Annotated in this window: 24 protein-coding genes; 8 read left to right on the plus strand and 16 right to left on the minus strand. The window is 70.4% G+C overall.

The genetic code is table 11. The annotated features are described in order from the left end of the window. Positions 1 to 20 precede the first annotated feature (20 nt). From ASE68_RS00590 to ASE68_RS00600, 3 genes are all read right to left on the minus strand, one after another. A complete protein-coding gene (locus ASE68_RS00590) occupies positions 21 to 1,544 on the minus strand; it encodes a hypothetical protein (protein WP_055854003.1) in 1,524 nt (507 codons plus the stop codon). Beyond that, the gene (locus tag ASE68_RS00595) at positions 1,526 to 1,870 is read right to left on the minus strand and encodes a hypothetical protein (protein WP_055854004.1); all 345 of its coding nucleotides are present in this window, start codon (positions 1,868 to 1,870) and stop codon (positions 1,526 to 1,528) included. The genes ASE68_RS00590 and ASE68_RS00595 overlap by 19 nt, the downstream gene beginning before the upstream one ends. Before the next feature lie 126 nt (positions 1,871 to 1,996). Beyond that, a complete protein-coding gene (locus ASE68_RS00600; RefSeq protein ID WP_235480727.1) occupies positions 1,997 to 2,938 on the minus strand; it encodes an aminoglycoside phosphotransferase family protein in 942 nt (313 codons plus the stop codon). An 83-nt stretch (positions 2,939 to 3,021) separates the two neighbouring features. Here ASE68_RS00600 and ASE68_RS00605 point away from each other — a divergent pair, with 83 nt between their 5' ends. After that, the gene (locus tag ASE68_RS00605) at positions 3,022 to 3,549 is read left to right on the plus strand and encodes a low molecular weight protein-tyrosine-phosphatase (protein WP_055860398.1); all 528 of its coding nucleotides are present in this window, start codon (positions 3,022 to 3,024) and stop codon (positions 3,547 to 3,549) included. Beyond that, complete coding sequence (gene purB / locus ASE68_RS00610; RefSeq protein ID WP_055854009.1) at positions 3,546 to 4,925, plus strand: adenylosuccinate lyase; 1,380 nt, start codon at positions 3,546 to 3,548, stop codon at positions 4,923 to 4,925. The genes ASE68_RS00605 and purB overlap by 4 nt, the downstream gene beginning before the upstream one ends. A 74-nt stretch (positions 4,926 to 4,999) precedes the next feature. Here purB and ASE68_RS00615 read toward each other — a convergent pair whose 3' ends face one another. The 4 genes from ASE68_RS00615 to ASE68_RS00630 all read right to left on the minus strand — a co-directional run bounded on the left by ASE68_RS00615 (position 5,000) and on the right by ASE68_RS00630 (position 9,077). Further along, positions 5,000 to 5,323, minus strand: coding sequence for a hypothetical protein (locus ASE68_RS00615; protein ID WP_055854012.1), 324 nt, complete (start codon positions 5,321 to 5,323; stop codon positions 5,000 to 5,002). Continuing rightward, entirely contained in the window at positions 5,320 to 5,904 is a 585-nt protein-coding gene (locus ASE68_RS00620) for an HdeD family acid-resistance protein (RefSeq protein WP_055854015.1), read from the minus strand. Before ASE68_RS00620 ends, ASE68_RS00615 begins: the two co-directional genes overlap by 4 nt. 90 nt (positions 5,905 to 5,994) lie before the next feature. After that, positions 5,995 to 7,419, minus strand: coding sequence for a Re/Si-specific NAD(P)(+) transhydrogenase subunit beta (gene pntB, locus ASE68_RS00625; RefSeq protein WP_055854017.1), 1,425 nt, complete (start codon positions 7,417 to 7,419; stop codon positions 5,995 to 5,997). A gap of 32 nt (positions 7,420 to 7,451) precedes the next feature. Next, positions 7,452 to 9,077, minus strand: a complete 1,626-nt coding sequence (locus ASE68_RS00630) for a Re/Si-specific NAD(P)(+) transhydrogenase subunit alpha (protein WP_082462290.1) — start codon at positions 9,075 to 9,077, stop codon at positions 7,452 to 7,454. A 375-nt stretch (positions 9,078 to 9,452) separates the two neighbouring features. Between ASE68_RS00630 and ASE68_RS00635 the strand changes: the two genes are divergently transcribed. Together ASE68_RS00635 and ASE68_RS00640 are read left to right on the plus strand one after the other, a co-directional pair. Continuing rightward, a complete protein-coding gene (locus ASE68_RS00635) occupies positions 9,453 to 10,190 on the plus strand; it encodes an IclR family transcriptional regulator (protein WP_055854020.1) in 738 nt (245 codons plus the stop codon). Between the two features lie 45 nt (positions 10,191 to 10,235). After that, on the plus strand, positions 10,236 to 10,502 hold the full coding sequence (locus ASE68_RS00640) for a hypothetical protein (RefSeq protein ID WP_055854022.1): 267 nt from the start codon (positions 10,236 to 10,238) through the stop codon (positions 10,500 to 10,502). 36 nt (positions 10,503 to 10,538) lie between these two features. On the opposite strand, the gene ASE68_RS00645 is transcribed toward ASE68_RS00640, so the two are convergent. Together ASE68_RS00645 and ASE68_RS00650 are read right to left on the minus strand one after the other, a co-directional pair. Continuing rightward, positions 10,539 to 12,494 (minus strand): FAD-binding monooxygenase, encoded by a 1,956-nt coding sequence (locus ASE68_RS00645; protein ID WP_055854024.1) that lies wholly within the window; start codon positions 12,492 to 12,494, stop codon positions 10,539 to 10,541. Positions 12,495 to 12,647: 153 nt separating this feature from the next. Beyond that, the gene (locus ASE68_RS00650) at positions 12,648 to 13,532 is read right to left on the minus strand and encodes an aldo/keto reductase (RefSeq protein WP_055854025.1); all 885 of its coding nucleotides are present in this window, start codon (positions 13,530 to 13,532) and stop codon (positions 12,648 to 12,650) included. 139 nt (positions 13,533 to 13,671) lie between these two features. Between ASE68_RS00650 and ASE68_RS00655 the strand changes: the two genes are divergently transcribed. The 4 genes from ASE68_RS00655 (at position 13,672) to ASE68_RS00670 (ending at position 16,717) form a co-directional block, all read left to right on the plus strand. After that, complete coding sequence (locus ASE68_RS00655) at positions 13,672 to 14,517, plus strand: helix-turn-helix transcriptional regulator (protein WP_055854027.1); 846 nt, start codon at positions 13,672 to 13,674, stop codon at positions 14,515 to 14,517. A gap of 46 nt (positions 14,518 to 14,563) precedes the next feature. Continuing rightward, positions 14,564 to 15,358 carry an oxidoreductase gene (locus ASE68_RS00660; RefSeq protein ID WP_055854029.1) on the plus strand — a complete coding sequence of 265 codons (795 nt, stop codon included), beginning with the start codon at positions 14,564 to 14,566 and terminating at the stop codon, positions 15,356 to 15,358. Between the two features lie 70 nt (positions 15,359 to 15,428). Continuing rightward, positions 15,429 to 16,250, plus strand: coding sequence for an alpha/beta hydrolase (locus tag ASE68_RS00665; protein ID WP_055854031.1), 822 nt, complete (start codon positions 15,429 to 15,431; stop codon positions 16,248 to 16,250). 71 nt (positions 16,251 to 16,321) lie between these two features. Then, positions 16,322 to 16,717, plus strand: a complete 396-nt coding sequence (locus tag ASE68_RS00670) for a tautomerase family protein (RefSeq protein WP_055854033.1) — start codon at positions 16,322 to 16,324, stop codon at positions 16,715 to 16,717. A gap of 20 nt (positions 16,718 to 16,737) precedes the next feature. On the opposite strand, the gene ASE68_RS00675 is transcribed toward ASE68_RS00670, so the two are convergent. From ASE68_RS00675 to ASE68_RS00705, 7 genes are all read right to left on the minus strand, one after another. Next, complete coding sequence (locus tag ASE68_RS00675) at positions 16,738 to 18,228, minus strand: MATE family efflux transporter (protein ID WP_055854036.1); 1,491 nt, start codon at positions 18,226 to 18,228, stop codon at positions 16,738 to 16,740. 187 nt (positions 18,229 to 18,415) lie between these two features. Further along, positions 18,416 to 19,789 carry a replicative DNA helicase gene (gene dnaB / locus ASE68_RS00680; RefSeq protein ID WP_055860401.1) on the minus strand — a complete coding sequence of 458 codons (1,374 nt, stop codon included), beginning with the start codon at positions 19,787 to 19,789 and terminating at the stop codon, positions 18,416 to 18,418. A gap of 546 nt (positions 19,790 to 20,335) precedes the next feature. Continuing rightward, entirely contained in the window at positions 20,336 to 20,788 is a 453-nt protein-coding gene (gene rplI / locus ASE68_RS00685; RefSeq protein WP_055854038.1) for a 50S ribosomal protein L9, read from the minus strand. 11 nt (positions 20,789 to 20,799) lie between these two features. Further along, on the minus strand, positions 20,800 to 21,060 hold the full coding sequence (rpsR, locus tag ASE68_RS00690; RefSeq protein ID WP_022889097.1) for a 30S ribosomal protein S18: 261 nt from the start codon (positions 21,058 to 21,060) through the stop codon (positions 20,800 to 20,802). A 77-nt stretch (positions 21,061 to 21,137) separates the two neighbouring features. Continuing rightward, complete coding sequence (locus ASE68_RS00695) at positions 21,138 to 21,668, minus strand: single-stranded DNA-binding protein (RefSeq protein ID WP_055854041.1); 531 nt, start codon at positions 21,666 to 21,668, stop codon at positions 21,138 to 21,140. 5 nt (positions 21,669 to 21,673) lie between these two features. Then, complete coding sequence (gene rpsF / locus ASE68_RS00700) at positions 21,674 to 22,045, minus strand: 30S ribosomal protein S6 (protein ID WP_055854044.1); 372 nt, start codon at positions 22,043 to 22,045, stop codon at positions 21,674 to 21,676. 165 nt (positions 22,046 to 22,210) lie between these two features. Further along, entirely contained in the window at positions 22,211 to 23,641 is a 1,431-nt protein-coding gene (locus ASE68_RS00705) for a CCA tRNA nucleotidyltransferase (protein WP_055860404.1), read from the minus strand. Positions 23,642 to 23,672 lie beyond the last annotated feature (31 nt).

Below are 23,672 nucleotides of genomic sequence, written 5' to 3' on the forward strand. Positions count from 1 at the left end.
CCGGCAACCCGAGGGAGCGATCACCGCTCCTCGCCGGGAACGCGCTCTGCGCGCCATCTGGTCTGCCCGCCGACCGTGCCTGCCGTGAACTCCCGCAGCTGCTCGCGGAAGGCGACCGCCTGCGGCGCATCGGATGCGTCGAGCAGCGCAGTGGTCTGCCCATACTCCACGAGCTGGTGGGCGGGCAGCACGGCATCGCCGTCGTAGCCGTGCTCGTTCACCCGGCGCGCCACCACGACCACGCACGACGGATGCCCCGACCCGCCCGTCGCGGGCACGAGGTCGTCGTCGTGCTCGACCGAGATGAACGAGCACGTCTCGGGGATCGGCGCCGAGGCGACCGGGCCGCCCAGGTTGAGCCCGCCGACGACGTTCAGCGCGGGATCGGCGGCGAGGCCCGCGGCGATCACCCCGCCGCCGGAGTGGCCGACGGCCATGATCGGGTCGCCAGGAAGGGCACCGGCCTCGGCGAGCGCCAGGCGCACGCCGCGCTCGGCGCCCGCCGTACTCGCCCCGGCGAGGCGCAGGGCGTCGAGCGGCGAGTCGTCGGCGATGCCGTGCACGTTCGAGGTCATGTCGTTCGTCTCCGCACCGGCGGCGAGCCCGAAGTCGGCAGTGCCGGCGATGTACACGAGCCAGCGGTTCTCTCCGTCGACGCTGTGGCGTTCGACGGTGATCTGCGCATCGCCGCGCGGAATGCGGTCGGCCAGGTCCTCGAAGCCGCTGGGCGGCGGAACGGCGGCGTTCGACGGCGGCGGCGCCACGGCGGGGTCGCGGGCGGTCCCGCTCGTGACGCGCTCGACCCGAACGGGGCCGTCGACGAGGGTGCGTCCAGTCGAGATGCCGATGGCGGACAGGAGACCCGTCACGCCGAGGATCAGCGACGCGGACTCAGGTGCATCGGTCGCCGAGCCGACCAGTGGCGCCGCCGGCACGTTGAGCGCGCCGAGCACGAAGTCGTCTGCGTGGTCTGCGAACGTGCGCACGAACCGCACGAAGACCGGATCGTTCAGCACGCCGCGGTGCTCGACGAGCCACTGCCGCACCGCCGCCTCGACGGCCGGAGCCGGATCCGAGCCGGCCATGCGTGCCAGCGCGAGGGCCGCTGCGGCCGGGAGCGCGACCGGCAGCATCGCGACGGCCGCACCCGCCATCGCCCGTGGCGCGAGGAATCCGAGCACCGAGGCGCCGACGGCACCCCCGAGATCCCACAGGGCGGCGACGGTGCGCTCGGTCGCGCCGTAGAGCTCCGCCGCCATGACGAGCCGGAATCGCAGCACGCGGATGCGAGCGAGGGCGACCTCGAAGGCGAACCACCCGAAGCGCAGGTCGTCGGCGGGCCAGGGGAGCGGCCCGCTCGCCGTCGCCTGATGCTCGACGGCGTCGAGCTTCGACCGCGCCACGCCGAACCGCTCGGACGCGTATCGCGCGAGCCCCTCGGTCGTGTCGAGTCGACCGACGTCGGCGAAGAGCTCGTCGACGGCGACGCGGGTCGATCCGCCGCCCGAGATGACGAGATCGTCGCTCACGATGACGGCCGCCACGCGAGCGCTGCCTCGAGGTCGTCGAGCCGCGCACGGAGCATCACCGCGCACGACCCGAGTGCGCCTTCTGCCTGCGTCATGACCCTCGCGACCACGACCAGGGATCCCCGTGCCTCCTCGAGCGCCTCGGCGTAGGCGGTGGCGGCGTCGGACCTCCAGCGCGTCGGCGGCTCGGGCATGGCCGCGGCGATCGGCCCGGAAAGCTCCTCGGCGATCTCGCGCAGCGTCTGCTGGGCGCTCGACACGTCGTCGACGCACTCCGGCGTCACGGCGGTGCCGTTGCGCAAGGCGCTCAGTGCGGCGAGATGGTCGTCGTACGTGGTCATCGCGCCAGCCTGGCGGGGCCGAACGGATGGCGGTTGCCCGCGGCATCCGTCGGTCGAAACCCTCGGCCGGAGCTGTGCCTGTGGAGGACGGGCGACCGGCCGGTCAGCCCTCCGCGGCGACCTCCGTCACCCGGCGTCGGCGACGATCTCCTCGATCACCCGCGCGCCCAGCCGGCCGAGGGGGCTGTGCGCATCGGTCGCGTCGACCATCGCCGTCGCCATCACGAGCGCCCACCCGCGGGCGCGCTCCCACGTCGCGTCGTCGAGGCCGGCCGCACCACCGACGGCGAGGTCGGCCGCACTGGCGGCCGCACCGACCAGCTCGTCGATCCGACGGCGGAACGCCTCGCGCCCGCTCGGCCCGAACGTCAGCCAGGCCGTCGCCAGGTCGGTCGCCGGGTCGCCCGACGTGAGGTCGCCGAAGTCCACGACCGCGGCGAGCCCGCCGTGGGCGTGCAGGAGCAGGTTGCCCGGGTGCAGGTCGCCGTGCAGCCAGACCGGGGGCTGAGCCCAGACGGATGCCGCGAGCGAACGTTCCCACACCAGTGAGACGGCGTCGGGCTCGGCGACGCGCCCGGTGGCGAGCCTCGTACGCACCGAGGCGTCGCGCGCGGCGAGCGGTACGCCGCGGAACGGATTGACCGGCGCGTCGCCGGGCGCGGCCCTCCCGAAGGCGACGACGAATTCCGCGAGCTCGGGAGCCGCGGCATCTCGATCCGCGGCGTCGAACGCGAGCGCTGCCGAGCCGGGCAACCACGGAACGATGCTCCACGGCACGTCGTAGCCGAGTTCCGGCGCTGGGCGGCCGACCCGCACGGGCGCGGGCAGCGGCACCGGCAGGCCCGCCGCGAGCTCGGGCAGCCACCGCTGCTCGTGCAGCATGAGCTGGACCGCGAGCTCGCGCCGCGGCATCCGCACCGCCAGTTCGTCGCCGAGGCGGAACATCACGTTGTCCCAGCCGTTCGCGACCCGGCGCACGGGAGCCACGAGGTCGGGATGCTGCGCCGCGACGAGTCGCCGCGCCAGCTCCTCGTCGACGTGCAGGTCGGGTTCGGGCGCATCGGGCACGGGCATCGCTCCTCTCGACCTCCGCCAGCGTACGCGCGAACATTCTGCTGCGCGGGGCGCGCATCGCGGCCACAATGGAGGGCATGACGCGTGCGGACGCCGCAGGGGGTATCGCGCAGCCGTTCCGAGTGTCATTCGTCTGCACGGGCAACATCTGCCGGTCGCCGATGGCCGAGGCCGTGCTGCGCTCGCTCGCCGAACGCGAAGGGCTCTCCTCGCGCATCCAGATCGAGTCCGCGGCGACCGGCGACTGGCACGTCGGCGAGCAGGCCGACCGCCGCACCGTCGCCGCCCTCGAGCGCGCGGGCTACGACGGCTCGAAGCACCGCGCACGCCAGTTCGACGCGACCGATTACCCGAACCTCGACCTCGTGGTCGCGTTCGACCGCGGTCAGGCGCGGATCCTGCGCAACTGGGCGCACGACTCGGCCGACCAGCAGAAGGTTCGGCTGCTACTCGAATTCGACGCCGAACTCGCCGCGCTGCAGGACGTGCCCGACCCCTACTACTCCGACGGGGCGGCCTTCGATCGAGTTCTTGGGATGATAGAGCAGGCGACCAAGGCGCTCTTCCGCCAACTCGCTCCCGCTCTCAGACAAGGAACACGATGACCACGCTGCCTCCCCAGCCGCTCAGCCCGCTCGACGGACGGTACCGCTCGGCCGTCGGCACCCTCGGCGAACACCTCTCCGAAGCCGGCCTCAACCGCGCCCGGGTGCACGTCGAGGTCGAATGGCTCATCGCGCAGACCGACCGCGGATTCTTCGGCACCTCGCCGCTCTCCGCCGACCAGAAGGCGGCCCTCCGACGCGTCGTCACCGACTTCGGCCAGCCCGACATCGACGAGCTCGCCTCGCTCGAGGCGACCACCCGTCACGACGTGAAGGCCGTCGAGTACTACGTGCGCCGCCGCCTCAGCGATCTCGGCCTCGATCACCTCGCCGAGCTCACGCACTTCGCCTGCACCAGTGAAGACATCAACAACCTCTCGTACGCGGTCACCGTGCGCGACGCCGTGCAGCAGGTCTGGCTGCCGAAGTACCGCGCCGTCATCGACACGATCGCCGAGCTCGCACGCGCCCACCGCGACGACGCGATGCTCTCGCGCACGCACGGCCAGCCCGCGACCCCGTCGACCATGGGCAAGGAGCTCGCGGTCTTCGTCTACCGGCTCGAGCGCATCGCGAAGCAGATCGAGGCGAGCGAGTACCTCGGCAAGTTCTCGGGCGCGACCGGCACCTTCTCGGCGCATGTCGTCGCGGCTCCGGATGTCTCGTGGCCCGACGTGTCGCGCGAGTTCGTCGAGTCGCTCGGGCTCGGCTGGAACCCGCTCACCACCCAGATCGAGTCGCACGACTGGCAGGCCGAGCTCTACGGCCGCATCTCGCACGCGAACCGGGTGCTGCACAACCTCGCGACCGACATCTGGACCTACATCTCGCTCGGCATCTTCCGCCAGACGCCGGTCGCCGGCGCGACGGGCTCGTCGACCATGCCGCACAAGGTCAACCCGATCCGCTTCGAGAACGCCGAGGCGAACCTGGAGCTCTCGAGCGCCGTGCTCGACTCGCTCGCCGCGACGCTCGTGACCTCGCGTCTCCAGCGCGACCTCACCGACTCGTCGGCGCAGCGCAACATCGGCGTCGGCTTCGGGCACTCGATGCTCGCGCTCGACAACATCCAGCGCGGCCTCGGCGAGATCGACCTCGACCTCGCGGTGCTCGCCGCCGACCTCGACGGCAACTGGGAGGTGCTCGGCGAGGCGATCCAGACGGTGATCCGCGCCGAGGTCGCCGCCGGCCGTTCGAACATCGCCGACCCCTACGCGCTCCTCAAGGAGCTCACGCGCGGCAAGCGCATCGGCCAGGCCGACCTCGTCGAGTTCGTCGACGGCCTCGAGATCGGCGACGACGCGAAGCAGCGCCTGCTCGCGCTCACGCCCGGCACGTACACGGGCATCGCGTCGGACCTCGTCGACCGGCTCTGACGCCGCGGGGCGTGCGACCGGACGTCCGGCGCACGCCCGTCGCGCGACCGGCGAGGCCACCGCGAGGACGGCGGTCAGTGGCCCTTCGGGCCCTCGGGGGCGCCGGGCGCATCGCCCGCAGGACGGTCGCCCTCACGGCGGGCCCGCTCTGCTGCGTCGTCGTCGAGCTCGGCCGACTCGGCGGCATCCGGCTTGATGGTCATCGCGAGCAGCGCGAGCACCACGAGCACGATGATGAAGACGCCGCCCGTGCCGATGGCCGCGAGCACGATGTCGCGCGTGGCGACGAGCGCGATGACGCCGACGAAGACCGCGGCGATGGCTGCGCCGCCGACGTACTCGGCCGGGCGGAGCACCTCGCGACGGCTCGGCTGGTAGTCGCCAGAAGGCTTGCTCACGGGAGTTGCTCCGATCCGGATGCCTGGGCGTCGGCCGATACGGCCCACTTCAACGAGAATCCGCCGATGAGCAGGTAGACGCCGAGGATCACGAGGTAGGCGCCGATGAGGCCGACGGCGGTGACCGTGTCGGGCGGCAGCAGCAGGAACACGATCGCGAGGATCGCGGTGAAGGCACCCGAGACGATCCAGTCGCGCGCGGCGGCGGTGCGTCCGCGACCGCGGAGACCGGCGTAGAGCTCGACGAATCCGGTGACAGCCGCCCAGGCGCTCACGAGGAAGAGCAGGAACGGCAGGCCGCCCGGCACGGTGAGGGCGAGCAGGCCGGCGACCACGGTGACGACCGCGTTGATCGCGAAGAGCGAGCGGATGCCGCGATCCTCGATGAGCCGCAGCGACAGCGCCCCGACGACGAGGCCGGACACGACGGCCCAGGCGCCGAACGTCACCAGGCCGAACCCGGCCGAATGGTTCGGGGAGAACGTGATGACGGCGGCCGGCACGAGGGCCAGGAGTCCGCGGACGACCGGGGCGACCCAGTAGCGGGCGCGCTCCGGGGCAGCATCGCGGGCGGTGGCCACGGCGACCTCTTTCGCTTCGGAGGGGAGTACCGATCCATCCTACGTGCCGTGGCCGCGCGAACCTGAGAGCCCGCAGGCGCCGGGCCGCCGTCAGAGCGCCCGCAGGATGTCCTCCACGCGGTCCTTCGCGTCGCCGAAGAGCATCTGGGCGTTGTCCCGCGTGAAGAGCGGGTTCGCGACGCCGGCGTACCCTGCCGCCATCGACCGCTTGAACACGATGACGTCGGAGGCCTCCCAGACGCGGAGCACCGGCATGCCGGCGATCGGGCTGCTGGGGTCCTCCGCCGCGGCCGGGTTCACCGTGTCGTTCGCGCCGATGACGAGCACGACCGAGGTGCCGGCGAAGTCGTCGTTGATCTCGTCCATCTCCTCGACGATGTCGTAGGGCACCTTCGCCTCGGCGAGGAGCACGTTCATGTGCCCGGGAAGTCGGCCGGCGACCGGGTGGATGCCGAAGCGCACGTCGACGCCGCGTTCGCGGAGCTTCGCGGTGAGGTCGGCGACGGGGTGCTGCGCCTGCGCGACCGCCATGCCGTAGCCGGGGGTGATGATCACGCTGGTGGCGTCGCGCAGCAGCGCCGCGGCATCCGTCGCCGTGATCTCGTGGATCTCGCCCTGCTCCTCGGTCGATGAGGCGGTCGGCGCGGCGATGCCGAACCCGCCGGCGATCACCGAGATGAACGACCGGTTCATGGCCTTGCACATGATGTAGGAGAGATACGCACCGGAGGAGCCGACGAGCGCGCCGGTCACGATGAGCAGGTCGTTGTTCAGCAGGAAGCCGGCCGCGGCGGCCGCCCAGCCCGAGTAGCTGTTCAGCATCGAGATGACGACGGGCATGTCTCCGCCGCCGATCGACGCGACGAGGTGCCAGCCGAGCGCCAGCGCGAGGGCGGTGACGACGACGAGCAGCCAGAGCTCGGGGGTGACCACGTACCAGACGGTGAGCGCGACGAACGCGACGAGCGCGCCGAGGTTGAGCGCGTTCTTGCCCGGCAGCATGAGCGGAGCGGACTTCATGCGAGCCGAGAGCTTGAGGAACGCGACGATGGATCCGGTGAACGTGACGGCGCCGATGAAGACGCCGATGAAGACCTCGGCGTGGTGGATGTCGAGCAGCGCCCCGCTCATGCCGGTCTCCTCGAGCGCGCCGTTCCAGCCGACGAGCACGGCCGCGAGGCCGACGAAGCTGTGCAGCAGCGCGATGAGCTCCGGCATGCCGGTCATCTCGACGACGCGGGCCCGCCAGAGCCCGATCGCCCCGCCGACGACGACCGCCGCGACGAGCAGACCGAGGCCGACCATCGCCTGGGGGTCGCCCCAGGCGTCGGAGACGACGACGCCGACGGTGGCGACGAGCGCGATGGTCATGCCGGCGATGCCGTAGCCGACACCGGACTTGGCGGTTTCATGCTTGCTGAGGCCGGCGAGGCTCATGATGAACAGCAGCGCGGCGACGATGTAGGCGGCTCCGGCGATCGACGCGGGAGTCAGCAGGGCGGTGGTCTCTGGCACGTTGGGGGCTCCTCGGGTTCAGCGCGTCGCGGTCAGTTGCCGGGCCGGGCGGACGAGCCGCCCGGTCGGGATGCATCCGCTCGGGATGCGGCCGGACCGGCGGCGGCCGGGCCTCGCGAGAACATCGCGAGCATGCGTCGGGTCACGGCGAATCCACCGAAGATGTTGATGCTGGCCAGCAGCACGGCCACTGCCGCGAGCACCTGCACGACGGGCACGTCGCTCGTGATCTGGAGCATCGCGCCGACGACGATGATGCCCGAGATGGCGTTCGTGACGCTCATGAGCGGCGTGTGCAGCGCATGCGCGACCTTGCCGATCACGTAGAAGCCGACGACGACCGAGAGGACGAGCACCGTGAAGTGCTGGGGGAGTGGGGCCGGGGCGATCGCGTTGACCGCGAAGAGCGCGGCGATGCCGACCGCGACGAGCAACACCTTCTTGACCGGTGTCATCGGCGCCTTGGCGGGCTTCGGCTGCGCGGGCGATACGGCCGCCGACCCGGGAGCAGCGGATGTCGCCGGCGCCGCCGACACCTGCACGGGCGGCGGCGGCCAGGTCACCGCACCGGGCTGCGCGACGGTCACCGAGCGCTGCACGACGTCGTCGAGGTCGAGCACGAGCTCGCCGTCCTTGCCGGGCGTCAGCAGCTTCAGCAGGTTGACGACGTTGGTGCCGTAGAGCTGCGACGCCTGCGTCGGCAGGCGCGAGGCGAGATCCGTGTAGCCGAGGATCACGACCCCGTTCGGCGTGACGACGCGCTCGCCCGCGACGGAGCCCGCGACGTTGCCGCCCTGGCCCGCCGCCATGTCGACGATCACGCTGCCGGAACGCATGCTCGCGACATCCGCTGCCGTGATGAGCTTGGGGGCCGGGCGACCCGGGATCAGCGCGGTCGTGATGATGATGTCGACGTCGGCCGCCTGCTCGGAGTAGATCTCGGCCGCGCGGCGGTCGTAGTCCTCGCTCGTGGCCTTCGCGTAGCCGTCGGTCGACTGCATCTGCTCGGCGACCTCGACCTTCAGGTACTCGCCGCCGATGGACTTCACCTGGTCGGCGACCTCGGGCCGCGGGTCGGTCGCGCGCACGATGGCTCCGAGGCTGGATGCCGCACCGATCGCCGCGAGTCCGGCGACGCCCGCGCCGGCGACGAGCACCTTGGCCGGGGGCACCTTGCCGGCGGCCGTGACCTGGCCGGTGAAGAAGCGGCCGAACTCGTGCGCCGCCTCGACGACGGCCCGGTATCCGGCGATGTTCGCCATGGAGCTCAGCACGTCCATCGACTGGGCGCGCGAGATGCGCGGCACGGCGTCCATCGCGAGTGCGGTGACGCCGCGATCGGCGAGCGCCTGCAACAACTCGGGCCTGAAGGCCGGCGCCAGCAGGCCGATGACGATGGAGCCGGGGGAGAGGGCGGCGATGTCGGCCTCCGTCGGCGCGTTCACCATGAGCACGACCTCGGCGCCGAGCGACGCGGCCCGCGTCGAGATCTCCGCGCCCGCCTCGAGGTAGGCCTCGTCGGGGAACGACGACCGCGCTCCCGCCCCCGCCTCGACGGACACCACGTACCCGAGGGCGACGAGCTGCTTCACCGTGGCGGGCGTCGCCGCGACACGCGTCTCTGGGCTGTGCTCGGTCACGATCCCGATGCGGGACATGCGGTGCTCCTTCACGTCGACGCGCCCGATCCTGCGGCGCTGCGGCTTGGACGGCCGTCGCCTCGGGTGCACGAACGTGCGGTGCGGCGACGGTGCTGCGAGCACCACCATAGGCGCAGACCGGCCCCGCAGGCAGCACCTTCAGATGCGTTCCGCGGATGCCGGTGACGGCCGTTCGGGTGGTCGTGCTCGGGGTTCAGCGTAGGGGCCGTCGATGGCCGTCGTGGCGATGTTTCGTCACGACGAACATGAAGGATTCACGATTCTTTCGCCCTGCAGAAATGCCGGGTGCTACGGGGCGGCGTGAGCCCGTTGCGTTGGGCCATGATCGAGCCTGCGTCCGATGATCGAGCACCGCGTTCTAGTATCGGACGCATGGCAGACACTCCGGCGCGCACACCGGCGGGCGCCCCGGCGACGCAGACCGGCTCGCAGACCCTGAGCCGCGGCATCCGCCTGCTCGAGATCCTCGCCGCCGCCGAGCGCAACCTGACGATCGACGAGCTCGCCGCCGAACTCGGGGTGCACCGCTCGGTCGCCTACCGGCTGCTGCGCACCCTCGAGGACCATGGGCTCGTCGCGCGTGACTCGGCCGGCCGCGTCACGCTCGGCACCGGACTCGCGGCGCTCGCCTCGGGTGTGGCACGCGATCTGCAGCAGGTCGCCCTGCCCGAGCTGACCGATGTCGCGAACGAGCTCGGCATGACCTGCCTGCTCGCCGTGCAGGTCGACGCCGACGAGGCGGCGACCCTCGTGAGCGCGGCCCCGCGGCAGAGCATGGCCGTCGTCTCGTACCGCCCGGGCCACCGGCATCCGATCACCCGCGGCGGGCCGGGCAAGGCGATCCTCTCGAGCCTGCCCGAGCACGCGTGGCCGGATGCCGCGACCGACGCCCTGCGCGACGAGATCGCTGTAACCAGACGAAGGGGTTACGCCGTCAGCCACGACGAGGTCGTGCCCTCGTTGCGGTCGGTCGCCGTTCCGCTCGCCCTTCCCGGGCAGCCGGCCGCGTCGATCGCCGTGATCCACGTGTCGTTCTCGCGCACCGAGGCCGAGATCGCCGAACGGCTCATGGCGGCGGCCGCGAGCGTGAGGCGCGCGTACGGCGCCTGACCGCAGCTGGCCGGCTCCCGAGGCGAGCCGACTACTGTTTCAAGCATGTCGAAGCCGAGTGACCTCGCCCGTCCGTCGAAGGCGCCGACCTACCTCACCGTGATCGGGCTGACGCTGACGGCAGTGGGGATCGTCATCGCGGCGGTCATGTTCATCGGTGCGCTGCCGGGCGGGCTGACCGCTTCGGAGGCGGCCCTTCCGGTGACCGTGGCGCTGATCTGGATCCTGTTCGGCGGGTGCACGATCGTCGTCGGCTCCGCCCTCAGGCAGCGGGCGCGCAAGCAGGCGGAACGGGACACCCACCCCGAGTAGCATCGCTCCGACGAGGAGGCGCCTTCGCCACCTCGCTCAGCGGGCCAGCAGCGCTCCACGGAAGAAGTCGGCGAGTTCGACCATGGCCGACAGGGGCAGCACCTGCGCGACGTAGTGGTCGGGTCGCACGACCACGACGACGCCGTCCCTCGAGAGCCCGCGCTCCTCGAAGATGTCGTGCGCCGGGTCTGCGGCGTAGACCTTCTCGTAGTCGGTGAGCCCGAACGGCCCGGTCGCCGGCAGGAACACGCGGGGCACATGTCCGAGCTCGACCTCGAGGTGCGGCTGCTGGTAGACGACCTTCACGTCGAACACGTCGTCGAAGGCCCCGCCGGCCGGCACGTGCGCAGCGAGGGGTGAATCGGATGCCTCGGCGAGCCATCGCGCCCACGAGGCGAGCGCCGAGGCATCCGCTCGTGAAGGGGCCGCATCGGCGAACGCGTAGATGCGCCACCGGCCGTCGGCGCGGTGGTGGTGGCCGAGGTGCACGGGATTGCCGTCGCAGACGCGCTCGACGGGGGCCGACTTGAAGCGCTTGCCGACCGGGAAGCCCGTCGCGAGCGACTGGTGCTGCTGCGAGCCGACGATCATCGAGGGCTCGTACTGCGTCATGAACCCGGCCGGGAACTCGAACGTGCGCACGTAGAAGTCCTCGAGTTCGGCGGGGTCGCCGAGGTCCTCGGGCTTCGTCGCCATCAGCTTGGACCACTCCCGGTCGAAGGCGATGAGCTCCGCCGCGACGACGTGCCGCTCGGCGTGGTAGGTCTCGAGCAGCTTCGCATCGGCCCGCCCATCGAGCACGTGGCCGAGCTTCCAGCCGATGTTCCAGCCGTCCTGCATCGAGACGTTCATGCCCTGGCCGGCCTTGGCGCTGTGCGTGTGGCAGGCGTCTCCCGTGATGAACACGCGTGGCGTGCGGCTGCCCTGCTCGTGGAGCGGCACGTCGTCGAAGCGGTCGGTGACGCGGTGGCCGACCTCGTACACCGAGTGCCACGGCACGTTGCGCACGTCGAGCGTGTAGGGGTGCAGGATGTCGTTCGCCTTCGCGATGACCTGGTCGAGGGTCGTGCGGCGCACCGCTCCGTGGTCGTCTTCGGCGACCTCGCCGAGGTCGACGTACATGCGGAACAGCTGCCCGCCCTCGCGCGGGATGAGCAGGATGTTGCCCGCCTCCGACTGGATCGAGCACTTCGTGCGGATGTCGGGGAAGTCGGTGACGGCGAGCGTGTCCATGACGCCCCAGGCATGGAACGACTGCGCGCCGACGTGCTGCGCCCCGATCGACTCGCGCACCTTGCTGCGTGCACCGTCGGCGCCGACGACGTACTTGGCGCGCACGGTGCGTCGCTCGCCCGTGTGCTCGCCGTCGAGTGCTGCGGCGTGCGAGGCGTCGCCCGCGCCGAGGCCGACGCCGGTGGCCCGCTCGAGCGTCACGGTCACCGGATACTCGGGCAAATCGCCACCGGCGCCGGGCTGCGCGACCGCGAGTCCGACGAACTCCCACCCGTAGTCGGGCACGATGCGACCGGGGGAGTTGCGGGCGTACTCGGCGAAGTAGTCGAGCACGCGGGCCTGGTTCACGATCAGGTGCGGGAACTCGCTGATGCCGGTGGGGTCGTCGGGCGTGACGGCCGCGCGGTGGATGTTCGCGTGGTTCTCGGGATCGGGCTTCCAGAACGCCATCTCGGTGATGCGGTACGCCTCGGCGATGATGCGCTCCGCGAAGCCGAACGCCTGGAACGTCTCGACGCTGCGCGCCTGGATGCCGTCGGCCTGCCCGATCTCGAGCCTTCCGCCGCGCCGCTCCACGAGGCGGGTCGTGACGCCCGGGAACTGCGCGAGTTGCGCCGCCGCGACCATGCCGGCCGGGCCGGACCCCACGATGAGCACGTCGACCTCGTCGGGCAGCTCCCCGGGGCGGTCGAGGCCGACACCGGCCGCGGGCTCGACCCTCGGGTCACCCGAGACATAGCCGTAGTGGTGGAACTGCACGGATCTTCCTCACTTCGTCGTGGGTCGGCTGTCGCAATGCTTCGTTCTATAAACGAACACGCTATTCCGATATCGCTCAGTCAGTGTAGGTCGCGCGCGCCACGACGACAAGCGGATGCCGCGGCATCCGCTCGTCTCGATCAGCTCGAGGACTCAGGCCTCGGGGATCGGCATGCCGAACCGCTCGAGCGTGATGGCCACCGGCTCGGGGCCCCGGCGCACGCCGGCGTCGAGCGCGTCGATGCGTGCCACCTCATCGGCACCGAGCTCGAAGTCGAACACGTCGAAGTTCTCGGCGATGCGGTGCGGCGTGACCGACTTCGGGATCGCCGAGCGCCCGTGCTGCACGTGCCAGCGCAGCATCACCTGCGCAGACGACTTGCCGTGCGCCGCCGCGATCTGGGCGATCGTCGGGTCGTCGAGCGTGCTGCCGCCCTGCCCCTCGCGGTAGAAGGTGATGCCGCCGATGGGCGACCACGCCTGATTCACGATGCCGTGCTCGTCGTCGAGCGCGAGCACCTCGCGCTGCTGGAAGAACGGGTGGATCTCGAGCTGGTTCACCGTCGGCACCACGCCGGCGACGTCGAGCAACCGGCGCAGGTGCTCGGGCATGAAGTTGCTGACGCCGATCGCGCGCACCCGCCCATCGGCGTAGAGCGCCTCGAGCCCCCGGTAGGCCTCGAGGGTGCGCTCGAACGCGGTCGGCAACGGCTGGTGCAGGATCAGCAGGTCGAGCTGGTCGACGCCGAGCTTCGCGGCCGACTTGTCGAACGCGTGCAGGGTCTCGTCGTAGCCGTAGTCGCTGATCCACACCTTGGTCTCGAGGAACAGCTCGTCGCGCGGCACGGCGGCTTCGGCGATCGCCTGCCCGACCTCGCGCTCGTTCAGGTACGCCGCCGCCGTGTCGATGTGCCGGTACCCGACGCGCAGCGCTTCGCGAACGGCCGCGGCGGTCTGGTCGGGTGCGGCCTGGTACACGCCGAAGCCGAGGGTGGGCAGTTCGACGCCGTTGTTCAGCGTGAGCGTGGGAATCGTCATGCTTCGACGCTACGCCCGGCCACCCACGACCGGGAGGCACTGCGGGTACCCGTCATGTTGCGCCGCAACGCCCACAGCCCCGCCGCACAGGACGATACTGTCCGCATGCCGATCGACGAGCCGGAAGCGGGGCGCCCGCATGAGCAGTGACACCCCGCTCGGAGGTTACCTGCGGGCGCGACGGGTGCGGGTGCGACCGGAGGACGTCGGCATCCCGGTCGGCGCGGAGCAGCGACGCGTCGACGGCCTGCGCCGTGAAGAGGTGGCCGTGCTCGCCGGCATCAGCACCGAGTACTACCTGCGGCTCGAGCAGGGGCGCGAATCGAACCCGTCGGCGCAGGTGCTCGACGCGCTGGCCCGCGCGCTGCGCCTCGACGCGGCCGCGCGCGCCTACCTGCACGAACTCGCACAGCGACCTTCCGCGGTGCCGGTGCATGGCGGCGACCTGGTGCAACCGCACGTGCAGTGGCTCATCGACTCGTGGCCGTGCACCGCGGCGGTCATTCACAACCGCTACATCGACGTGCTCGCGAGCAATGCGCTGGCTCGGGCACTGAGCCCGAACTACCGGGTCGGCGTCAACAACCTCAGGTCGCTGCTGACCGATCCCGCCGATCGGGCGCTGCACGAGGGATGGGACGGGCTGACCGCCAGATCGGTCGCGCTCTTCCGGTCGATGTTCGGCGTGCGTCCCGGCGACGCCCGGCTCGGCTCCCTCGTCGACGAGCTCACGTCGAGCAGCGCCCGCTTCCGCGAGCTGTGGGCGCGCAACGACGTCGTGCAGGTCACCGACGGCGTGCATTCGCTGCAGCATCCGGATGTCGGTGCGCTGACCCTGCACTTCATGCGCCTGCCCCTGGCCGGCACCGACGGGCACACCGTCTACCTGTACCAAGCCGAGCCGGGCTCACCGTCGGCCGAGGCGCTGGCGGCACTAGCGGCACTGGCCGCCCAAGGTGTGCAGCCGCAGGCCGCTCGGGGGTAGTCGCAGGGACAGGCGGGGCAGCACCGGCAGGACTAGCGTCGCGCCCATGGATCTGGATCTGGTCGACAAGGTCGCCGTGGTCACCGGCGCGAGCAAGGGCATCGGCCTCGCGGTCACGCGGGCGCTCGTCGCCGAGGGAGCGCGCGTGATCGCCGGCGCCCGAACCATCACCGACGAACTCGTGGCCCTCTCCGACACCGGGCACGTCATGGCCGTGTCCGTCGATCTCTCGACGACGAGCGGGCCTGCCGAACTCGTGTCGCGCGCATCGCACTTCGGCGGCCTCGACATCCTCGTCAACAACGTCGGAGCCGTGACGCCGCGCACCGAGGGATTCCTCGCCGTGACCGACGAGGACTGGCTCGCCACGTTCAACCTCACGCTCATGGCCGGCGTGCGCACGACGCGCGCGGCCATCCCGCTGCTCCTCGAACGGGGCGCCGGCAACGTCGTCACGATCGCGTCGGTCAACGCCTACCTTCCCGACCCGGGCGTCATCGACTACGCGGCGGTGAAGGCCGCGGTCTGGAACCTGTCGAAGTCGCTGTCGAAGGAGTACGGCCCGCGCGGGCTGCGCTTCAACACGATCAGCCCAGGACCGGTGTCGACTCCGCTCTGGCTCGGCGAGACCGGCGTCGCGGCGACGATCGCCGCAAGCATGGGCGTGTCGTTCGACGAGGCCCGCGAACGCATCATCGAAGCGGGCGGCGGGTTCTCGACCGGGCGCTTCACCGAACCCGAGGAGGTCGCCGACCTCGTGCTGCTCCTCGCCAGCCGGCGCGCGGGCAATGTCACCGGTGCCGACTTCCTCATCGACGGCGGGCTCACGAAGGAGCTCTAGCCGCCGCTCCCATCCACCACCCGCCACCACCGAACCACCAACGCCTCACCGAACACGAAGGAGTTTCACCATGTCCAAGACCCCGGTGGTCTTCATCCACGGCCTCTGGATCCACGCCTCGGCGTGGGCGCCCTGGCAGGAGCTGTTCGCCGCCAACGGCTACGAGCCCAGTGCCCCAGGCTGGCCCGGAGACGCCGACACGGTCGAGGCGACGCGTGCGAACGCGGAGCACCTCGACGACGTCGGCATCGAGCAGATCTGCCACCACTACGCCGACTTCATCGACACGCTGGGCGCCAAGCCGATCGTCATCGGCCACTCGTTCGGCGGGCTCATCGCGCAGGAGCTGCTCGCGAACGACCTCGCCATCGCCGGCGTCGCGATCGACCCGGCGCCCATCAAGGGCGTGAAGACCCTGCCGTTCTCCCAGCTGCGCTCGGGCTTCCCCGTGCTGGGCAATCCCGCCAACAAGAAGCGGACGGTCTCGTTGAGCGCGAAGCAGTTCCGCTACAGCTTCGGCAACGCGATCTCCGAGGAGGAGTCCGACGCGCTCCACGCCGCGTGGACCATTCCCGGCCCGGGCCGCCCGCTCTTCGAGGACGCCACGGCGAACTTCACGCGCAACTCGCCGGCGACCGTCGACACCCACACCGCGGTTCGCGGACCGTTGCTGCTCGTGTCGGGCACCGAGGACCACACCGTGCCGAAGGCCGTGACGAAGGAGGTGCTCGGCCTCTACGCCGACAACCCCTCGTCGCTCACCGAGTACCGCGAGTTCGAGGGGCGCGGTCACTCCCTGACGATCGACAGCGGATGGCGGGATGTCGCCGACGCGACACTCGAGTGGCTCGCCACCCAGCGGCTCGACGCCGAGCAGCCGAGCACCGCATAGGCTCCGCGGGCATGTCGGCGGTGTCCTAGTCTGGCGCGCGAGGTTGTTCGTCAGAAGAGGGAGACGCCGACATGCCCGCTGCGCTCATCGAGGTGCGCCGACCGTACTCCGAGGCCGAAGAGGTCGCGATCATCGACGCGGTGCACGGCGCCCTCGTCGCGGCGTTCCGCGTTCCGCCCGAAGACCGGAACATTCGGCTCGTCGTGCACGAGCCGCATCGGTTCGCGATCTCGCCCGAGACGCCGCAGCCCGAGTTCCGCACCATCGTCACGATCGACTGCTTCGCCGGCCGGTCCGACGCGGCCAAGCGAGCCCTGTACGCCGAGATCGTCGAGCGGCTCGAGCACGTCGGCATCCCGCGGGGCCATGTCTCGACGATCATCCACGACATCCCGCGACAGAGCTGGGGGCTCTCGAGCGGAGAGGCCGCCGGCGACGTCGACCTGGGGTTCGAGGTCGAGGTCTGAGCGGATGCCGCGGGGCGCCCTCAGCGAGTGCGCGAGCGTGCGCGATTCGGCCGCGCCGCGGCATCCGGAACCGTGATGACCGGCACCCACTGGGTGACGACCGCGTCGACGACCATCGACCCGTCGGTCGGCCCGATGATCGCGATCGCCGTCGTCTCGGTCGGCACGGCGGGCTGCACGGGCATGCGCCCGAGGCGCCGGTGCTCGCGCACATAGGCGGGAACGAGCAGCACGACCGCACCGAGCCAGGCGAGCGGGTTGCTCCAGACGACGCCGACGAACCCGACGACGCCCGCCAGCACGACCGCGGCCGCGACGCGCATCACGAGCTCGACGACGCCGGTCACCGTCGGGATCAGCGTGTGGCCGAGCCCCTGCAGGGCGCCGCGCAGCACGAACAGCACACCGAGCAGCGTGTAGCTCAGGCCGTTGATGACGAGCATGAGCGTCGCCAGCTCGACGACGTCGTCCGACCCGTCGCCGACGAAGAGGCGCACGAGCGCCGTGCCGAAGACCACGAGGGTCACGCCGAGCACCACCGCGAGGATCACCGACATCCACGTCGCCTCGACGACGCCGCGCCTGATGCGGTCGGGGCGGCCGCCGCCTGAGTTCTGCGCGGCGTACATCGACACCGCGAGGCCCAGCGACTGCAGCAGCGCGACCGCGAGCCCGTCGACGCGGGAGGCGGTCGTGTACGCGGCGACGGCGTTCGCACCGAGGGCGTTGAGTGCGACCTGCACCGCGAGCGTGCCGATCGCGATGATCGACGCCTGGAAGCCCATCGGCAGGCCGAGTCGAAGGTGGGCCGCGACATCCGCCCATGAGATGCGCCAGTCGTCGCGGCGCAGGTGCAGCACCGGCACCCGTCGACGCACGTACTCGAGACACATCAGCACCGAGACCGCCTGCGCGACGACCGTCGCGAGCGCCGCGCCGCCGACCCCCCAGTCGAGCGGACCGACCATGAGCACCACGAGCCCGACGTTCAGCGCGCACGCGATGCTCAGGAAGACGAGCGGCGTGCGCGAGTCGCCGATCGAGCGGATGATCGCCGAGAGGTAGTTGAAGGCCATCATCGTCGAGGCCCCGAGGAAGCTGACCTGGGTGTAGACGGTCGCCTCGGCGAGCAGCTCGGGCGGGGTCTGCATGAGCACGAGTGCCGGCTCGGCGATGAGCGGGGCGACGACGGTGAGCACCAGGCTCAGGATGCCGGTGAGCAGCGTTCCCGTCGCCACCGAGCGCCGAACGGCTGCATGGTCGGTCGCCCCGAACGCCTGCGCGGTCGGGATCGCGAACCCGCTCGTGACACCCCACGCGAACCCGAGCAGCAGGAACAGCAGGCTGCCCGTCGCGCCGACCGCGGCGAGTGAGTCGACCCCGAGGTGACGGCCGACCACGATCGCGTCGGCGAACTGGTAGAGCTGCTGCACCACGTTGCCGATGAGCAACGGGATCGAGAAGAGCAGGATGACGCGCCAGGGGCGTCCGGTGGTCAGGGCGGTGGACATCGGTGAGGCTTTCGCGGACGTGTGCGGTCAGGATTCGGCGGTCCGCTCGGGCACCGCGGCGACCAGTGTATCGAATCGATTCGATACGCGCACCGGGTGCCGCACCCGATGCTGCGCCCGGCGTTGCACACGCGCGCCGTGACACACCCCCCTGCGGCGGCCGCGCGGGCGCTCCCTCCGAGGGCCGCTAGCCCTGCACCATGTCGGCGAAGCGCGAGAAGTGGCCGTGGAACGCGACCGTGATGGTGCGGGTGGGACCGTTACGGTGCTTGGCGACGATCAGGTCGGCCTCGCCGGCGCGGGGGCTGTCGCGCTCGTATGCGGACTCGCGGTGCAGCAGGATCACCATGTCGGCGTCCTGCTCGATCGAGCCCGACTCGCGCAGGTCGCTGAGGGCGGGCATCTTGTCGGCGCGCTGCTCGGGGCCACGGTTCAGCTGCGAGAGGGCGATGACCGGCACCTGGAGCTCCTTCGCGAGCAGCTTCAACGCACGCGAGAACTCCGAGACCTCCTGCTGGCGGCTCTCGACGCGCTTGCCGCTCGTCATGAGCTGCAGGTAGTCGATGACCACCATCTTGAGTCCGACGCGCTGCTTGAGGCGTCGGCACTTGGCGCGGATCTCGACCAGCGTCATGTTCGGGGAGTCGTCGATGTAGAGCGGCGAGTCGTTGATGCGGCCGCGGGTCGACGCGATGGTGGTCCAGTCGCGCGTGTCGACGGTGCCCTTTCGCATGTTCTGGAGGGGAACGGATGCCTCGGCCGAGAGCAGGCGCATCGCGATCTCGCTCTTGCCCATCTCGAGGCTGAAGAACACGGCGGGCAGACCGTTGGTGATGGCCGCGGAGCGGGCGAAGTCGAGCGCGAGGGTCGACTTTCCCATGGCGGGACGGGCGGCGACGATGATCATCTGGCCGGGGTGGAACCCGTTGGTGAGGTCGTCGAGGTCGGCGAACCCGGTGGGCACGCCCGTGAACTTGCCGTCGGTGTGCTTGGCCGCCTCGATCTCGTCGATGGCCACCGTGACGGCCTCGGAGAGCGGCACGTAGTCTTCGGTCTCGACCGAGCCGGTGACGGAGTAGATCTCGGCCTGGGCGTTGTTGACGAGGTCGACGACCTCGCCCTCTCCGGCGTAGCCCATCTGCACGATGCGGGTGCCGGCCTCGACGAGGCGGCGGAGCAGCGCGCGCTCGGCGACGATCGACGAGTAGAAGCCGGCGTTCGCGGCCGTCGGCACGATGCTCGTGAGCGTGTGCAGGTACTCGATGCCGCCGGCGCGCTGGAGGTCGCCGGTCTTCGTGAGTTCGTCGGTGACGGCGATGACGTCGGTCGGCTCGCCGTGCGAGTAGAGGGTGAGGATCGCGTTGAAGACGACCTCGTGCTTCGGCACGTAGAAGTCGACGCCTCGCACGGTCTCGATGACGTCGGCGACGGCGTCCTTCGAGAGCATCATGCCGCCGAGGGCGCTCTGCTCTGCGAGGAGGTCGTGCGGCGGCACGCGTTCGCCGCGGCGGGCGCCACCGTCGTCGGCCGGTTCGGCGAGCCCGATGTGCGCGATCGACAACTCCATGACCTCCGGTTCCAGCCCTCGGGCCGCGTGCGTGTGCGCCCATGACCGAGTCTCGGCCGAACCACTGACATGGGGGCTTCGGCACGCTGAGAACGGGTTGATCGATGGGCGCTGCTTCACGATATGGAAGCGATCTCCACAGCACAACCCAGCCTGTGGATAACTCTGGGGAGAATCTGGGCGAAACGCCGTGGAACATGTGCAATCAGCCTGTGGATATCTGTGGAAATCCCGTGAATTACATGGGTTGAATTCTGATCTGATCAGGCTTTTGCAGTTTCCACACCTGTGTGGAAAAAGTTCTTGAGAACTCCACGGTGTGCGATACCCCACCTGTGTACAACAGTCTCAGCCAACACTGATGAATCCTTGCTTTCGCGCCCGTTTCGATGCTAGCGGGCGACGCGCAGGGCATGCCCTTCTACAGCCCTCCACGGCCCCGTCAGCGACCTCGGATGCGCTTGGGCGGTGACCCACTGCGACATGCTAAACGGCGGCCCGGGCCGAAGCCCGAACCGCCGTTCGTCATGCCTGCGCGAATTACTTCGCGGCAACCACCTGGAGGGTGATCGTGGCCGAGAGCTCGTCGTGCAGACGCACGATGGCCTCGTGGTCGCCGACCGACTTGATCGGCGAGGGGATCGTGACCTTGCGCTTGTCGACCGAGCCGAGACCGGCGGCCTCGACCGCAGCCGCGACGTCGGAGGTCTTGACGGAGCCGAAGAGGCGTCCGCCGACGCCGGCCTTGACGGCCAGCTTGACCTTGCCCGACTCGAGCGAGGCCTTGAGGGCCTGCGCGTCTTCGAGCGAGTGCAGGGCGCGAGCCGCGCGAGCGGCCTTGATCTGGTCGACCTGCTTCTCGCCACCGCGGGTCCACGGAGTCGCGAAGCCCTGGGGGACGAGGTAGTTACGTGCGTAGCCGTTCTTGACCTCGACCACGTCGCCGGCGGCACCGAGGCCGGTGACCTCGTGCGTGAGAATAACCTTTGCCATTGTCGTGCTCCTTAGCGGCCCGAGCCCGAGTAGGGCAGAAGCGCCATCTCACGTGCGTTCTTCACGGCACGGGCGATGAGGCGCTGCTCCTGCACGGAGACACCGGTGATGCGGCGGGCGCGGATCTTTCCACGCTCGGAGATGAACTTGCGAAGGGTCGCAACGTCCTTGTAATCGATGATGCCGACCTTGATCGACTTCGCCGGGGCGGCGTTCTTCGCGCCCTTCCCGCGGCTCGGCTTGCGGCGATCGCCGCTGCTCTTTCCAGCCATTGGATTTCCTGTCTATTGAAGATGGTGTGCGAATCGGATGCAGCGGCGGGCCGCATCTGATTCACCGGCCGTGAGGCCTAGAAGGGCGTCTCGTCGCCGTAGTTCGTTCCGGGCGTGTTCCACACGTCGCCGCCGCCGCCGCCCGACTGGGCTGCGGGGGCACTGGGTGCCCATGCGTCGTCGGACTGGTTGCCGCCGCCCCCGTAGGAGCCGCCGCCACCGCCGCCGACCGCACCGCGGTTGGAGGGTGCACGCGTGATGGAAGCCGTCGCGTACCGGAGCGAGGGACCGATCTCGTCGATCTCCAGCTCGATGGAGGTGCGCTTCTCGCCTTCCTTCGTCTCGTAGGAACGCTGCTTGAGACGTCCGGTAGCGATGACCCGGGAACCCTTGGTGAGCGATCCCGCGACGTGCTCGGCGAATTCACGCCAGCAGCTCGCACGCAGGAACAGCGCTTCGCCGTCCTTCCACTCGTTGGCCTGACGATCGAACGTCCGGGGAGTGGAAGCGATGGTGAAGTTGGCAACCGCCAGTCCGCCCTGCGTGTAACGCAGTTCGGGATCTGCCGTGAGGTTGCCCACCACAGTGATGATGGTCTCGCCTGCCATGGGGACTAGGCGTCCTTCTTGGCCGAAGCGGCAGCCTTCTTGGCGGCCTTCTCTTCCTGAGCCTTCGCGTGAGCGGCGACCTGTGCGATCGCCTCTTCGGCGCGGAGCACCTTCGTGCGCATGACGGCCTCGCTGAGGTTCAGCTGGCGGTCGAGCTCGTCGGTGGTCTTGGACTCGGCGGTGAAGTCGACGACGGCGTAGATGCCCTCGTTCTTCTTGTTGATCTCGTAGGCCAGGCGACGACGTCCCCAGATGTCGACCTTGTCGACACTGCCGCCATCGTTTCGGATGACGTTGAGGAACTTGTCAAGGCTGGGAGCAACGGTGCGCTCATCGATCTCGGGATCGAGGATAACCATCAGCTCGTACTGGTGCATGACTAACCCACCTCCTTCGGACTCAAACGGCTACAGGATCTCTGCAGCAGGAGGGTTGTGCATACGCCACCCGAGGAGGCCTCACATTCGAGGCGCACGGGCAACCTTGACAGCATAGCGGATGCCGCGTTCCGGCGCCATTCCGCGCGGAACCGCTCAGCGGGCTCAGGCCTCGCGGGCGGCCCACCAGGCGCGCAGGCGCTGCTCCGCGGCATCCGCACCGATGGGGCCCTCGTCGAGGCGCACCTCGAGCAGGTGGCGGTAGGCCTCGCCCACGATCGGCCCCGGCGGAATGGAGAGGAGGCGCATGATGTCGGCGCCGTCGAGCTCGGGGCGCACGGCCGCCAGCTCCTCTTCTTCGGCGAGCACGGCGATGCGCTCCTCGAGGTCGTCGTACGCGAATCCGAGGCGATCGGCCTTGCGCCGATTGCGGGTCGTCACGTCGGCCCTGGTCAGGATGTGCAGTCGCTCGAGCTGGTCGCCGGCGTCGCGCACGTAGCGTCGAACCGCGGAGTCGGTCCACGCGGCATCCGCGTAGCCGAAGAAGCGCAGGTGCAGCTCGATGAGGCGCGAGACCGCCGCGATCGTGTCGTTGTCGAAGCGCAGGGCGCGCAGGCGCTTGCGCGCGAGCTTCGCGCCGACGACGTCGTGGTGGTGGAACGACACCACCCCGCCCGACTCGAGGCGGCGCGTGCCGGGCTTGCCGATGTCGTGCAGCAGCGCCGTGAGGCGCACCACGAGGTCGGGGGAGTCGAGGTTGCCGCGCGAGAGCTCGTAGTCGATGGCCTGGTCGAGCACGGTGAGCGAGTGCTCGTAGACGTCCTTGTGGTGATGGTGCTCGTCGACCTCGAGCCGCAGGGCCGGCACCTCGGGCAGCACCCGCTCGGCGAGGCCCGACTCGACCAGCAGACGGATGCCGCCGCGGGGCGACGAGGTCAGCAGCAGCTTCGAGAGCTCGTCGCGCACGCGTTCGGCCGAGATGCGGTCGATCTCGGGGGCGAGCGCCGACATCGCCGCGAGCGTTCCCGCTTCGACCTCGAAGCCGAGCTGGGCCGAGAAGCGGGCGGCCCGCAGCATGCGCAGGGGGTCGTCGCCGAACGAGCGCTCGGGGGCCGCCGGCGTGCGGAGCGTCTTCGCGAGCAGGTCCTCGACGCCGCCGGTCGGATCGACGAGCTCGAGCTTCGGCAGGCGCAGCGCCAGCGCATTGACCGTGAAGTCGCGCCGGCCGAGGTCGCCGTCGAGGCTCGAGCCGAAGACCACCTCGGGCTTGCGCGAGTCGCCGTCGTACGAATCGGCGCGGTAGGTCGTGATCTCGACCGTCTCGCCCGCGACCTTGGCACCGATGGTGCCGAACGCCCGGCCGATGTCCCAGTGCGCCTCGGCGATGGGCTTCACGATCGCGAGGATCTCGTCTGGCGTGGCATCCGTCGTGAAGTCGAGGTCGTTCACGGACCGGCCGAGGAACGCGTCGCGGACCGGACCGCCGACGAGGGCGAGCTCGTGCCCCGCTCGCTCGAACGCCGTGGCGAGCTTCGAAACCGTCGGCGAAGCCGCCAGCTCGCCCAGCCGGTCGAGGGCCGCCGCGACACTCTGCATGCCTCCCATGTTAAGCGGGGCGGATGTCGCC

The organism is Agromyces sp. Leaf222, assembly GCF_001421565.1.
GTDB lineage: Bacteria > Actinomycetota > Actinomycetes > Actinomycetales > Microbacteriaceae > Agromyces.

Excerpts from the sequence above, each read along its gene's own strand:
- ASE68_RS00635 (WP_055854020.1), top strand. The coding sequence starts at position 9,453 with ATGGCAGACACTCCGGCGCGCACACCGGCGGGCGCCCCGGCGACGCAG.
- ASE68_RS00695 (WP_055854041.1), bottom strand. The coding sequence starts at position 21,668 with ATGGCAGGCGAGACCATCATCACTGTGGTGGGCAACCTCACGGCAGAT.
- ASE68_RS00640 (WP_055854022.1), top strand. The coding sequence starts at position 10,236 with ATGTCGAAGCCGAGTGACCTCGCCCGTCCGTCGAAGGCGCCGACCTAC.
- purB (WP_055854009.1), top strand. The coding sequence starts at position 3,546 with ATGACCACGCTGCCTCCCCAGCCGCTCAGCCCGCTCGACGGACGGTAC.
- ASE68_RS00605 (WP_055860398.1), top strand. The coding sequence starts at position 3,022 with ATGACGCGTGCGGACGCCGCAGGGGGTATCGCGCAGCCGTTCCGAGTG.
- ASE68_RS00665 (WP_055854031.1), top strand. The coding sequence starts at position 15,429 with ATGTCCAAGACCCCGGTGGTCTTCATCCACGGCCTCTGGATCCACGCC.
- ASE68_RS00670 (WP_055854033.1), top strand. The coding sequence starts at position 16,322 with ATGCCCGCTGCGCTCATCGAGGTGCGCCGACCGTACTCCGAGGCCGAA.
- ASE68_RS00655 (WP_055854027.1), top strand. The coding sequence starts at position 13,672 with ATGAGCAGTGACACCCCGCTCGGAGGTTACCTGCGGGCGCGACGGGTG.
- ASE68_RS00650 (WP_055854025.1), bottom strand. The coding sequence starts at position 13,532 with ATGACGATTCCCACGCTCACGCTGAACAACGGCGTCGAACTGCCCACC.
- rplI (WP_055854038.1), bottom strand. The coding sequence starts at position 20,788 with ATGGCAAAGGTTATTCTCACGCACGAGGTCACCGGCCTCGGTGCCGCC.
- rpsF (WP_055854044.1), bottom strand. The coding sequence starts at position 22,045 with ATGCACCAGTACGAGCTGATGGTTATCCTCGATCCCGAGATCGATGAG.
- ASE68_RS00595 (WP_055854004.1), bottom strand. The coding sequence starts at position 1,870 with ATGACCACGTACGACGACCATCTCGCCGCACTGAGCGCCTTGCGCAAC.
- ASE68_RS00705 (WP_055860404.1), bottom strand. The coding sequence starts at position 23,641 with ATGCAGAGTGTCGCGGCGGCCCTCGACCGGCTGGGCGAGCTGGCGGCT.
- ASE68_RS00660 (WP_055854029.1), top strand. The coding sequence starts at position 14,564 with ATGGATCTGGATCTGGTCGACAAGGTCGCCGTGGTCACCGGCGCGAGC.
- ASE68_RS00630 (WP_082462290.1), bottom strand. The coding sequence starts at position 9,077 with ATGTCCCGCATCGGGATCGTGACCGAGCACAGCCCAGAGACGCGTGTC.
- ASE68_RS00675 (WP_055854036.1), bottom strand. The coding sequence starts at position 18,228 with ATGTCCACCGCCCTGACCACCGGACGCCCCTGGCGCGTCATCCTGCTC.
- rpsR (WP_022889097.1), bottom strand. The coding sequence starts at position 21,060 with ATGGCTGGAAAGAGCAGCGGCGATCGCCGCAAGCCGAGCCGCGGGAAG.